The following is a 13,232-nucleotide window of genomic DNA, read 5'->3' as shown; positions in this document are numbered from 1 at the left end:
TTAGGTGGACAGGTCGACGTCGTCGTAAGCGATGGTGGGATCCGTGAGCCAGGCGAGGGCACGGTGGCGTTCGACAAGGATGGAATGATCCTGCGGCTGTAGCTGCGCGGAACCGGTCTGCCCAACACCTGCCTGACCCGAGGCCTCCAGCTGCTGTTCGACCGATACCCAGCGCAGCGAATAGATGTATTCGAAAGCCTCGCAGATCTCCGACAGGCTGCGCATAGGCAGTGCGGCAGCATCCTGGTTTTCGCGGTCGATGCCGCGCAGAGCGCTACGCAGGGCAGCCAGATCGACGGGGGTGAAGCTGAAGACATCAATATCCATCAGGCCGAGTGCCCAGGCCAGGAACTCTGACGCGGTGTAAGCCCAGGCCAGCTGATAGGCATCTTCCTGCAGATCCTGGCTGTAGGTCGCCGCAGCGGTCGCCGCACCGGTCGCCTCACCGGACGCTGCGCCGGGCACTGCGCCCGGCGCCTCATCGGCAGATTCTTGTGCAGCCTCCACCCGCTCGAGGAATGCCTGCTCCACCTTGGTCAGATTGCCGAAGGTGCGCTGGGCTCCTGCCCGCAGTGCAGCGAAATTCACAGCCTCGCCGCGCAGCACGCTGGCAGCGGCGGTCGCTACGACGGAAAGCGCAACGGCTCGGTTGAATACTTCCTCGGCGGGGCGAAGCAGAATCTCGGCCTCGGAACGCACCGGCGGCAGCGTCGGGGCTACCTGGTAACCCTGGCGCCATAGTGCCCCGCGCACCCGACGCATCCGATCCTCGGAGCCGGGGTGCCGGGGCACGGAGTTAGCCTGCGCCCCGTTCGCCGGGGAGCTGCCGACCAGTGCGGGATCCAGCAGATCTGCACCGCTGGCGTTGCGCACGGTTCCGTCGGCCAGGAAGAACACGGCGTTGGCTTCACGTGCCCAGTCGGCGAACTCGCCCAGGTGGGAAAAGTCGAAGTCATCTTCGCGCTCAAACACGTAGTGGCGGCGTACGCTCCGGATGTGTTGCACTACGGCGAGCACGTAGGAGTTGAAATTGCCGAAGCGTTCCTCCCCCTGCTCGGCCGCGTATCCCGCGAAGCCCGCGAGGTGTTCCAGCAGTTCCAGGGTTTGCTTGTCATCTTCCTCACCAGCGCCGTTGGCTGCAGTCTTCAGGTAAGGCTGCGCGGGCGAATCGAAGCACAATTCGCGGGACGCAATGGCTGGCGCCCCAGCCCCCTGGAAGGGCACGTCTGCTCGGACGGTGGAATAAGCGTTCACATAGATGCTCATGCCTCAATAGCATAGAGTTTCTTTGCCCCACCTGCTGGGACAAGTCGCACATGCGCTTCGCTAGAATACTAGAGTCATGCGCCATACGACTGCCCCTTCGCTCGCGCCCAACGGCACTGCTATTGCCTATATTGTCCGCGACGGTGGCTATCCTTATGCCGTCCAAGCGGAGCTCACCGAGGACGGCGTGGGCAGGGAAAGACCAGTGCAGCTGCCCATCGAAGGCCCGGTCACGCGCGTTTTACACTCCCCGGATGCGCAGTGGATCGCCTGCGAGGTTTCCCCCAAGGGCTCGGAGAAGCTCGAGACCTTTACGGTATCTACGGACCCTGGCGTGCAGGGGGCGTCACCACTAAGAAACACTTTCGATGCCCGCACGCGCCTGGTGGAGTGGGACCGCGACAAGCTAGCGATGGATGCTGTGGCGGCCGACGGCATGACGGAGGCGCGTCTGGTCGACCCGAATACGTCGCGCTACCAGGTGATGGATCGCCGCATCGATGCGCTGCTGGTCGCCGCGGAGGCCGGGTACAGCCTGATGCGCGTCGGCCCGCGCGGCAACCGCGAGCTGCTGCTGGTCACCCCGCAGGGCCGCTGGATGCCGCTGCTGCCGCCAGAGCCCGGCGCCACGACGGAGGATGGGCGGATCCTGCCGATCACGGACAGTCGCTTGGTGATCCTGGTGGTCACCGACCACAGTGCGGATCGCCGTCGCCTGTTGCGCCTGGTGGTGGACATCAACGGCGAGCGCCCGGTGTGCGTCGAGCGCGAGGAAATGATCAGCAACCCCGAGGCCGACGTCGACGAGTTCGCCATTAGTGAGGACCTGTCGACCGCCGCGGTGCTGTGGAACCAGGCGGGCATTTCCAACCTGGAACTGCTGAGCCTCGGCGAGGACCAGCGCGTGCAGGTTCGCCGCACCATCGAGCTGCCGGGCATGGTGGCCGCGGGACTTTCCATCACGGACGACGGCCAGCTGCTGGCTTTGACGGTCGAAGGGCCGAACCTGCCGCCGACGGTGGAGGTGCTGCGCCTGGAATCGGGGCGCGTGGAACCACTAGACCCGGACCGCACCGATCGCCTGGACGAACGCGCCCGCCAGGGAGACGTCCCCGAACTGGTGTATTACACCGCCCGCGACGGCCTGGAGCTTTCCGGTTGGCTGTATCTGCCGGAGAACCCCGCGCCGGACCGCCCCGTGTACGTGCACCTGCACGGAGGCCCAGAAGGCCAGTCCCGCCCCGCCAACCACGACGTGCTTGCCGACATCGTTGCCGCTGGTTACACCGTGTTTACCCCTAACATTCGCGGTAGCAAGGGCAACGGTCGCGCGTTCATCCACGCCGACGATCGTTACGGTCGCTTCGCCGCGATCGACGATGTGGCGGATACTGTTTCTTTTCTTTGTGACGCCGACCTGTGCACCCCCGGGCGCGTATTCCTCGGAGGTCGCAGTTACGGCGGGTTCCTAGCTGTGCTGGCGGCGGCCCGCTACCCCGACATGTTCCTGGGCGTAGTGGATGCGTGCGGCATGACGAGCTTCGAGACGTACTACGAGTCGACGGAGCCGTGGTTGGCCAGTGCTGCCTCCCCCAAGTACGGCTACCCGATGCACGACGCAGAGCTGCTGTGGGAAATCTCCCCGCTGTACAAAGCGGAGCAGATCACCACTCCGGTGCTGTTTATCCACGGGGCGAACGATTCCAACGTGCCGCTGCAGGAATCCAAGCAGCTTTACGACGCGCTGGTGGAGCTGGGGCGCACCCCGGAATTCCTAGAAGTGCCGGGGGAGGGCCACCAGTTTGTGAAGCCGAAGTCGCGGCAGCTGATCGGCGAGCGGGTCCTGGAATTCTTCGCGACGCTGAGTTAGCGCAGACGAAGGCGTAGGCAGGGGCGCAGACAGGGGCGCTGGTAGGGGCACTGGGACGGCAAAGGTTGGAGAAGCGTCCTATCGTGGAAGTTGTTAGATCCCTTCTATGGCGACCTACAAAACACACGCTAAGGAATCCGAGCGAAGAGACTCTGTGAGGAGAGCGACTTTCAATGGCACATCAAAAGCGCCAAATCCCTAATCCTGTTGAAATTTTCGATCTGCTGAAGTTTAAGAAGCCCACCCTGGATTTCAAGGCTCGCCGATTGAGCGACGCACAGACGATCTGGGATCTGCGGGCCATTGCCAAGCGCCGCACCCCGGCGGCCGCCTTCGACTACACCGACGGCGCAGCTGACAACGAGATTTCGATGAACCGCGCACGCCAGGCCTTCCGTGACGTGGAGTTCCACCCGTCGATCCTGAACGACGTATCCAATGTGGACACCACCGCGGAGATTTTCGGCGGCAAGTCCTCCCTTCCGTTCGGCATCGCCCCGACCGGCTTTACCCGCCTGATGCAGACCGAAGGCGAGCTCGCGGGCGCGAGCGCTGCGGGGTCTGCGGGTATTCCGTTCTGCCTGTCCACCCTGGGCACCACCAGTATTGAGGACGTACAAAAGGCCAACCCGAATGGTCGGAACTGGTTCCAGCTATACGTGATGAAGGAGCGCGAGATCTCCTACGGGCTGGTGGAGCGCGCGGCCAAGGCCGGCTTCGATACCCTGCTGTTCACTGTGGATACGCCCGTCGCCGGCAACCGCCTGCGCGATGCCCGCAACGGCTTTTCCATCCCCCCGGAGATCTCCCTGGGCACCGTTGTCAACGCTATCCCGCGCCCCTGGTGGTGGTGGGATTTCCTGACCACCCCACCGCTGGAGTTCGCCTCCCTGACCAGCACCGGCGGCACCGTCGGCGAGCTGCTGGACTCCGCAATGGATCCCTCCATCAAGTTCGAGGACCTGAAGACCATCCGCGAGATGTGGCCGGGCAAGCTGGTCGTCAAGGGTGTGCAGAACCTGCCGGATTCCAAGAAGCTGGCTGACCTGGGCGTGGACGGAATCATCCTGTCCAACCACGGTGGTCGCCAGCTGGATCGCGCTCCGGTGCCTTTCCAGCTGCTGCCCGAGGTTGCCCGCGAAGTCGGCAAGGACCTCGACGTGGCCATGGATACCGGCATCATGAATGGCGCCGACATCGTCGCCGCGATCGCCAAGGGCGCGAAGTTCACCCTCATCGGCCGCGCTTACCTGTACGGCCTGATGGCCGGTGGCGAGGCCGGCGTGGCTCGCGCCATCGAGATTCTGGCCAGCGAGGTGCGCCGCACCATGCGCCTGCTGCAGGTTTCCTCCCTGGACGAGCTCACCCCCGAGCACGTCACCCAGCTGAACACGCTGAACATCAACCGGGTGAATGGCGTGCCCGATGAGGAGCAGAGCCTGTTCAGCTAGTCGCTGAACTTCATGCCCGCGTCGCTGAGTCGACGCACGTAGGGCATGCCCAGACCGGTGGCCGGAGTAAGCACTCCGCCGCCGGTTTTTCCTTGGTACGGGGAGCCCGTCGGCAGTTCGGCGTCACAAAGAACAAGAGTGAGCGCCGCTTCGCTAAGCATCAACGACGTTCCCTTGTACCCCGGGTCAGCGGCCAGGCTGATGGTGTTGGTGTAGGTGGCGCCGGAGGGGCTCACGCCGATGTGCGTGGTGTGGAAGAAGCCTGCGTTGCGCTCGGCTTCGCTGGGGCCCTCGCCGGGCTCCGGAACCCAGCGGGAGAGGAACGTGCGCAGCCTGTCCTGGCTCAGCGCTGCCACCGCCGTGCCCAGCACCGCACCCATCGTGAAGGCCCGCATACGACCCTTGAACCCCTTGCCGGTGTACAGGTATTCGCTGTAGCGCAGCTTGTCGCCGAATTTGTGACCCAGCAGCGCGTGGGAGCGGCGCACAACGCGCGTGTTCGAGCCTGCCATGATGAAAGGCCCTGCCCAGACGTCGTCTTTCGTGCCGCCGATGTCGCTGTCGCGCACTACGCCAAAGTCCGGCTGTTTGCCCAGGTCGGGCTCGTTGTCGCGGTCAGGGGAGAGGGTGTATGGGTCGGCCAGTAGCCGCTTCTTCTCTGGCGCTCCCTTGATGGCGGCGAACTGTTCGCGCATCGAGTCGATGGTGCCGCCCGACAGTCCGCCTTTCATCTTCACGATCATTGTGGCGGTCTCTAGGGTGTCTTTATTTTCGGACGCCCTCTGTCCCAGCAGCAGCATTCCCAGGTCACTTGGCACGGAATCGAAGCCGCACGCGTGAATGATGCGCGCCCCGCTGGCGGTGGCGATGTCGTGGTAGGAGTCCGCGGATTCGCGCATGAAGAGGGGCTCTCCGGCTAGGTCGACGTAATGCGTGCCGTGGGTGGCACATTCGCGGACCAGGGGGAAGCCGTGGCGGTAGTAGGGACCGACGGTGGAGATGACCACGCGGGTATCGCGGACCATCTTCTCCAGGGAGCGATTATCGCTGGAATCGGCGATGACCAGCGGGAATTCCTTGGCCCGGGGGTGCTTGGCAGCCAGCTGCTCGCGCAGGGCCTCCAGCTTGGTCTGGTTTCGGCCGGCGAGAGCGATGCGCACATCGGCTGGGGCGTTGGCGGCCAGGTAGCCGGCGGTCAGCGCGCCGACGAAACCGGTGGCACCCATCAGGGTGATGTCGAAGCTGCGGGAGGGGGAGTTGCTCATGGCTACATTTGTACCGGTTAGATTGGGGGAATGACGTCAGAAAACCAGTTTGCGGGTGTGAACCCACCACTGCACGTAGTGTTCGACCGCCCGGAGATTCCCCCGAACACGGGCAATGCGATCCGCATGTGTGCAGGTTCGGGAGCTTCGCTGCACCTGGCTGGGCCGCTGGCCTTTAAATTTGACGACAAGCATGTGCGCCGGGCGGGGCTGGATTATCACGAGCTGGCAGACGTGCACGTCCATGAGGGGATCGATGAAGCCCTGGATCACGTGACTGATCCGGTACGTGGATCGGGTCGGGTATTCGCCTTTACAGCGCAGACGGGAACCTGGTTTACGGAGGTGGACTATCGGCCGGGTGACGCTCTGCTCTTCGGCCCGGAGCCGACGGGCTTGGCTGACGACGTGTTGGCCGATCCGCGGGTGACGGCGAAGGTGCGCATCCCGATGCTGCCGGGGCGGCGGTCCATGAACCTATCGAACGCGGCGGCGGTGGCGGCCTATGAGGCGTGGCGCCAGTTGGGGTTCGCCGGCGGTGTGTAGCGGGGTGCCGGAAGGGGTGCCACTGCTGTCCGGTGAACTCAAGGTGAAGGTTCGAATAAGAGTACCCTAAAACACCTTTCGGCAAGTTGAGCGGCACCTGTGAAGAGTGTATTCTTGTTCGCATAGGGTGCAAGCTTGAAGGCTTAACCTTCATCTCGCCAAGAAGGAGTGGGTATCCGTTTTTAGGTAAACCTTAACAGGTGGGTCGAAGAACGGATCTAAGGCTGGAAAAGGATAATGGCTCGCGTATTAACCGGTGAAAACCTTAAGTTGGCCGAAGATCGCCAAGGGGCGGCGCTTAGTCGGGCATGTATTTGTCTTCTAACCGTTGCTGCCCTTCTGGGTGCACTCGTGACCATCGTGGGAGCTATTGGAGGAATTAATGTTCCTTCGGCGCAGGCGCAGACTCCAACGGGAAACTGTAAAGAAGAGAAACTGCTGGATACGCAGCTCTACTCACCTCTTTCGGATGCGAGGAATGACGCAGATTTAAAGGAAGTTGCAGTTCCCGACAAGAGCAACGCCAAGATGTTCCGCATTAACATCAAGAGTGGTACGCGGGGTGAGGATCTGCCGCTGACCCGGGTAGAAATTAGCGCTACAAGGTCCTTAAATGGGGATCTAGGTGGGTTCTTTGTTACTAAGAAGGAGACCAGCAACGGGGTTGAATACAACTCGTCTACCACGCCACCGCCCGGAGGCGGTCGGGTCGGCACCAACGGTAAGGCTGTGCAAACCACCGGTATTACGGTGCAAGGTCGTAATAGCGGAGGGAAGGTAAATTCCGTCTCTTTTGACCTTAAAGGTACAGGGACGGGATTCAATACTTGGCCAGGAAATACCCTACGGGTGTTGACGAACGCGCCGACGACAAACGGTAACGATTACTCGGTCAAGGTTTATGGCATTGTGTCCGTGCCGTGTAAGTGTGAGGAGGCGACAACCCGTAAACCTCCCCGAGAGCTCACCCAGGACGAACTCAATAAGGGCACGGCTGTTTACGTGTCGGCCACGCAGAATGGTGGTCAGGCGGGAAACACGAGCACACAGCTCAACCTGCAGATCGAGGGTAGCAGTACTTTTACCCGCATCGGCAAGCCTTCCAACTGGGTGTACAACGCGCTGTCCTACAACACAAAGGACAACTGGATCTACGCCATAAGCCAGAAGAACCACAATTCGAGCCTCCAGGAATGCCACCCCGCGGGCCATCTTCTGCAGATCAATCCGGTCACGGGTGAGGTGTACGACCTCGGGCTGATCAAGAATGCTCAGGGCGCGACCCTTTTTCAAAAGGCGACCAGCGGAAATCCAAACGACCTGGATCAAATCAACACCGGCACCTTTGACCTACGTGGATCGAACGAAGTGATGTGGGTGGGCAACACCTCAACATCTGGTAGCCGACAGCTGTATAAGATTCCCCTGCCAGCGGTAGGTGCGAAGGATCCACGTGGCGAGATTGCCCGCGATCGATACAACGTACCTTTCCAAGCTGGAGCAGAGGATCATGTTGTTCTCCCCAGTGCCCCACAGTACCTCTGGGGTCTGGTGAGTCCCGCCCGCATGCAGCAAGACGGGGCGAACCCAAAGACACACGTCATGTTTGAGCGCATCAACATGGATACAGGAGAACGGAAGACGTGGACTATCCCCGCGGATCAGCTTCAAGACCCGTCTGGTAATACAGCGATCCCGGAGAAGGTCTGGGGTAAGGCCTGGTTGTACGGCAACGGCAACCTCGGCTTTGGTACTGGAGGAAGTACTGCCGATCAGGGGGGCATGCAGATTAGGGTTTTCGACCCAACCGGAGAGCATCCGAGCTTTCAGCTGGTCTCTCGGCTGTCGAAACTTCCTGCTTCCTACAACACCGATGCAACGAGTAACCCCGGGGTGCAGATCCCCTCGGATCTTAAGGCAAAGAAAACTACTTTGGAGCCAAGAGACCCCCGACTGAAACAGGTCTATGATGCCGGCTTGCCCAGGGACAAGAAGTATTGGGCGCTGGAGGTTGAGAACATCGGAAAAGGTGCTTCGTCAGGTTTCACCTTGTACGACATTCTGCCGGCAACCTACGAAGGCCTTGTGGAATACGACCAGGTTATCTACGAAGGGTACGACGGTGGGAATGTCCACACTCAAGCTGCCACGACTAACCCCCAAACCGGCGAGATAACAAAAACCTACTTCTTTGGTCCCATGCCTGCCGGCGGTAAGGCGACCGTCATTATTGGCGCGACGTTGAAGTCCGGTGCGGAATGTCGTCCGAACACGGCGCATGTGATTAACCATGACAAAGACGAAGATCCGACGAACGCTACTGCCTACGATTCCTGTCCCGGTGCATTGAGCAAGACTGCCATCGACACCAACGGTGACGGAAAGGTTGGCTTCGACGACATTGACTCCGATACGGATGGCCAAGGCAACGTTACGTACACTGCCGCCTATGACGTGACGGTTAAGAGCTTTGATGACCTTAACGAATACGTTTACCCGGTGCCCACCGATACCCCGAAACTGCCCAAGGGGGCGAAGCTCACCGGTGCGGAGGTGTACTTCACTGATGAATACACGTCCAAGGACAAGCAACCAGGAAGCACGCCTTCGTGCGTGGTAAAGCCCGACGTGCTGCAAACGGGAAGCTTCCGGCTAGGCAACTGTGACCGAGTACGTTCCGAGGACTCCCCAGAAATGTGGGAAAAGCGCACCATCGACGCAGTTGGACGGCAGGCTACCAAGAATGGCGACGGCACTCATCGGTACCGAGTCAAACTGAAGTTCACCCTTGATAAGGCAGAATACGATAAAGCTCGAACTGAATCGGCCGGAGGCGGAGAAGGTGGCGTCACACCCGGTGACGGTGCGGGCACACCAGCGTGCAGTGCAGAGCGCGGCGGCTTCGCCAATAGCGTGAAGATGGGCGACCTCGAAGACGAGGGTTGCTATCCCGGACCCGATAAGACCCGTTTCTATCTATGGAAGGTCGATTCGGACTCCGCAGGAAACATCACGACTATCCCCGCGCGCGACGGCGATAAATACGGGGCGCAGTTCGCGATCTACGACCAAGACCCCACGGGGCCGGCGGCGAACAAAATTGCCGACCTCAAGGTCACAGAGGATGGAAAGTACCTCTGGACTGAGCTGGACTACGGAACCTACTTCTTGTTGGAGACGAAGTCGCCGGACGGCTATCAACTCTTGCCTACCCCGGTGAAAATCAGCATCAAACGAGATGCCAACGGCAAGACGATCGTGGAGTCGGACCAGCAGAACGCACTGTTTGCTGCGTCTAAGCCGAGTGACCTGCCACAGGACTATCCAGATGGTGCATGGCTGCAGGTGGCCAATGTGCACCAAGGCGTGATGCCAAAGACCGGTGGCGACGGTGTGATGCTCCCCATTCTCGCGGGGCTTCTCATCGCAGCCACAGGAGCCATGGGCATACGCCGACGACTGAACTAACCCTGACGTGCACAACTTCTAAAGAGGAGAACAATGTTTCAACCCAGTACCCCAGGCCGGTGCCGAGATGGACCCGGGTGGGCACGATGACCTGAAGCCAAGAAACCACATTGCTCACACAAGGATCCGTTACGACGGCGCGCAGTGTTCACCGCAAGTAGCTCGCCACGAGTATTGCCAACCATGTGCCCTCGACCACTCGGATCAACTTCCACTACTCATTCACTTGTAAGAAAGAAGGACTTTCATGTCTAACGCAACTGTCGGCAAGCGCGTAGGCGCGCTGTCCGCTGCATTCGCTATCGCACTGGCTGCCGGCACCGTCGGCGCCGAAGTAGTCTACGAGGCCCCGACCGCACAGGCGCAGGCCGTCAGCACCATCGACAACGACCAGCAACTTTCCCTTACCCTGCACAAGCGCATCGGCGCTGAGGGCGAGCAGGGCGACGGAACCGAGATTAAGAACCCTTCTGGTGAACCAGCCAAGGGCGTCAAGTACAAGATTGAGCTGGTTCAGCCACTGAACAACAGCGGCGACTGGGCAAAGGCACGCGAGATTACCAACCCTTCCGAAGCTAAGGCCTGGACAGGCGTCGGTGCGTACTCCAAGGAAGGCGAAACCGGCGAAGATGGCACCCTGAAGTTCGAGGAATTGCCAAAGGGCCTCTACAAGGTCACCGAAACCGAAGTCCCGGCTAATTCGGGTCTGGTGCCCGGCGCACCGTTCCTGGTATATGTGCCGATGACCAACTCGGAGGGCAAGGGCTGGATCTATGACGTTCACGCGTACCCGAAGAACTCCAAGGTGACAATCACCAAGGAAGTTGAGGACCAGAACGCACAGGCAGGCCAGGACTACAAGTACACGATCACCACGGGCGTTCCGGCTGTTGCTAAGAATTCCACGCTGGAGAAGTACATCGTCAAGGATGAGCTTGATCCGAAACTGGAGGCTAAAAACGCTACTGTCGAAGTGAAGTACGGAGAGTCCGCTGACAAGGCTCAAGCATTGGTGGCAGACACCGACTACAAGTTGGTAAAGGAAGGCCAGGAGATCAGGGTCGAATTCACCGAAACTGGCCGCAACAAGCTGAAGTCCACCGACCTCGTGTTCACCACCATCACGACCAAGACCAACGGCTTCATCCAGCACGTTCCCAACGACGCAACGCTGATCACCAATAACGGCTCTTCCGAACACGACACAGAGAAGACGTCGGATAAGGTTCACACCTACTGGGGCAAGGTCACCATCAACAAGACCGACGGCAACGATAAGAACAAGAAGCTGCAGGGTGCAGAGTTCCAGTTGGTGCAGTGTGTCGACGAAGGTAAAGGGGCCTGGAAGCAGAAGGAAGGTACCGATCCTCTGAATGTCCAGGGCCAGAACAAGTGGACCACCAACGAGCAGGGCACTGTCACCATCGAGGGCGTGCACGTTACCGACTTCGCCAACAACCAGGCCGACTCGGAGACCAACTACTGCTTGCAGGAGACCAAGGCACCTGAAGGCTACGTGATCAACGATGCACTTGAGCACTTCGAGCTGAAGAAGGGCGAGGTGGACGAAAACGGTGCGCCGACCGCCGACATCAAGTACACCGCCAACATCAAGAACTACACCGACGAAAACCACCTGCCGAACACCGGTGGCGCAGGCTTCTGGGCCATTGTTCTGGCTGGTTTGGCGATTATCGGTGGCGGTTTCTACGCAGCTCGCCGAAGCACCCAGCAGTAGGGGCTAGGCAGTTCGAACGGGAAAGCAACGGACATGACAAGCACAATTGGTAAGCATCGAAAGAGCGCACCGCGATCGCTCTTTCGTCGCACCTTCCTCCCCATCCTTTTAGTGGTGGTGGGGTTGCTTGTCATGCTTTATCCCGTTTACGCCACGCAGTGGAACAACCACCAGCAACAAAAGATCGCGGAAAAATACGAACAAGACTTGAAGGAAACGGATCCTCAAGTCCTTAGCCGAGCGGTAGAGGAAGCCCGCAGGTATAACACGACGCACAAGGACGGACCGATCCTGGATCCGTGGCTGGCTCGCGTCAGCGAGGATAACCCCGCATACGAAGAGTATCTTTCCCAGCTATCTGGCCAGAGCGCCATGAGTCAGGTGGTTATCCCGTCCATCGAATCGCGCCTACCCGTTTACCACGGGACCTCCGACGAGGTTCTGCAAAAAGGTCTTGGGCACCTCTATGGATCCTCCTTACCTGTAGGCGGGAAGGGAACTCACGCGGTTATTACAGGCCATACAGGCCTGTCCAACGCCACGCTGTGGGATAACCTCGTGGATGTGCGGAAGGGCGATGCGGTTTACGTATCCACCTTCGGCGAGAAGATGAAGTACGAGGTGTACGACACAGAGGTTGTCTTGCCGGAAGAGGTTGACAGCCTCAAGACCCGGCCGGAAGAGGACCTACTGACCCTCATCACTTGCACCCCCTACGGCGTGAATACCCACCGGCTCCTGGTGCATGCACACCGCGTTCCAATGGATGAGGACGAAGGCAACGTGTTCGATGATCGCGGCAAGCTGATGCAGTGGTGGATGTGGCTACTGCTCGCCGCCGCAGTGTTGATCATCGCACTGATTACTTGGTGGTTCCTTCGCGAGCGGAAGAAGCAGAAAGCCAGACAATCCGAACAGGTAGTAGTAGGCGAAGAAGAAATGGAAGAGGAATAAGCCGTGAACCTCATGAACACCGCGTCACAGGTACGGTGGGCGCCGGTGCACCGTGCCGGGCTGCGCCGCTCCGTGTTCGGTTTGGGCGCAGTCGTGGCTCTGGCCGGCACTCCGTTCGTTGGCCCCACCCCTGTTGTGCCGCAGGCTAACGCGAAGCAGCACACGATCACAGGCCAGGTCGAAGGCCTGGATGTGAAGTTTATTGATGCTACCCGTCTCGGTACTCTCACGGTGGTGAAAAGCGAACCAAATTGGTGGGACGACCGAGGGGGCAAGAAACCCTTTGGGCCTATCGACAACATTCGCTTCACAGCGCAGCGTGTCCAGGGGATTGACCTCACTACCGAGAAGGGGATGAATCAGGCGAAGCGGCTCTCGGTAGCCGATGCTCGTCGGCAGGGGTTCGATAGAACCTTTGAGGCGTACACAGATAGTTCCGGTAAGGCAGTGTTCACCGGCCTCCCGGTCGGCTTGTACTTGGTCACGGAATACGAGGGCGCGGATCCTACTAAGGAATACCGCCAGTCCAGTCCTTTCCTCATCACGATCCCTATCGGAGAAACCGGCAGCTGGAACTACAACGTGACGGTGAATACGAAGCCGAAGCCGGAGGACAATCCAGGAACGCCGCCAGATAAGCCAGGAACGCCGCCGGACAATCCAGGAACGCCTCC

Annotated in this window: 9 protein-coding genes; 7 read left to right on the top strand and 2 right to left on the bottom strand. The window is 60.1% G+C overall.

The window, feature by feature from the left end:
- Positions 1 to 1,266 (bottom strand): DUF4272 domain-containing protein, encoded by a 1,266-nt coding sequence (locus HMPREF2678_RS09500; RefSeq protein ID WP_070552153.1) that lies wholly within the window; start codon positions 1,264 to 1,266, stop codon positions 1 to 3.
- Between the two features lie 76 nt (positions 1,267 to 1,342).
- On the opposite strand from HMPREF2678_RS09500, the gene HMPREF2678_RS09495 reads away from it, so the two are divergent.
- Positions 1,343 to 3,136 carry an alpha/beta hydrolase family protein gene (locus HMPREF2678_RS09495; RefSeq protein WP_043012522.1) on the top strand — a complete coding sequence of 598 codons (1,794 nt, stop codon included), beginning with the start codon at positions 1,343 to 1,345 and terminating at the stop codon, positions 3,134 to 3,136.
- A 173-nt stretch (positions 3,137 to 3,309) separates the two neighbouring features.
- Complete coding sequence (locus HMPREF2678_RS09490; RefSeq protein WP_070552150.1) at positions 3,310 to 4,587, top strand: alpha-hydroxy acid oxidase; 1,278 nt, start codon at positions 3,310 to 3,312, stop codon at positions 4,585 to 4,587.
- Here the strand turns inward: HMPREF2678_RS09490 and HMPREF2678_RS09485 are convergent.
- Positions 4,584 to 5,852, bottom strand: coding sequence for a saccharopine dehydrogenase family protein (locus HMPREF2678_RS09485; RefSeq protein ID WP_070552148.1), 1,269 nt, complete (start codon positions 5,850 to 5,852; stop codon positions 4,584 to 4,586). The genes HMPREF2678_RS09490 and HMPREF2678_RS09485 overlap by 4 nt on opposite strands.
- Before the next feature lie 30 nt (positions 5,853 to 5,882).
- Here HMPREF2678_RS09485 and HMPREF2678_RS09480 point away from each other — a divergent pair, with 30 nt between their 5' ends.
- From HMPREF2678_RS09480 to HMPREF2678_RS10565, 5 genes are all read left to right on the top strand, one after another.
- Positions 5,883 to 6,398 (top strand): tRNA (cytidine(34)-2'-O)-methyltransferase, encoded by a 516-nt coding sequence (locus HMPREF2678_RS09480; RefSeq protein ID WP_070552146.1) that lies wholly within the window; start codon positions 5,883 to 5,885, stop codon positions 6,396 to 6,398.
- A gap of 237 nt (positions 6,399 to 6,635) precedes the next feature.
- The gene (locus tag HMPREF2678_RS09475) at positions 6,636 to 9,866 is read left to right on the top strand and encodes a prealbumin-like fold domain-containing protein (RefSeq protein WP_246817933.1); all 3,231 of its coding nucleotides are present in this window, start codon (positions 6,636 to 6,638) and stop codon (positions 9,864 to 9,866) included.
- Between the two features lie 247 nt (positions 9,867 to 10,113).
- Positions 10,114 to 11,604, top strand: a complete 1,491-nt coding sequence (locus HMPREF2678_RS09470) for a SpaH/EbpB family LPXTG-anchored major pilin (protein WP_070552143.1) — start codon at positions 10,114 to 10,116, stop codon at positions 11,602 to 11,604.
- A gap of 33 nt (positions 11,605 to 11,637) precedes the next feature.
- Positions 11,638 to 12,558, top strand: coding sequence for a class C sortase (locus HMPREF2678_RS09465; protein ID WP_070552142.1), 921 nt, complete (start codon positions 11,638 to 11,640; stop codon positions 12,556 to 12,558).
- 12 nt (positions 12,559 to 12,570) lie between these two features.
- On the top strand, positions 12,571 to 13,232 hold a 662-nt coding region (locus HMPREF2678_RS10565; protein WP_246817941.1), incomplete at its 3' end, for a pilin N-terminal domain-containing protein.

The sequence above is a fragment of the Corynebacterium sp. HMSC058E07 genome (genome assembly GCF_001809885.1).
GTDB classification, from domain to species: Bacteria; Actinomycetota; Actinomycetes; order Mycobacteriales; family Mycobacteriaceae; genus Corynebacterium; species Corynebacterium macclintockiae.
This window is presented reverse-complemented; position numbering and strand designations above follow the sequence as displayed.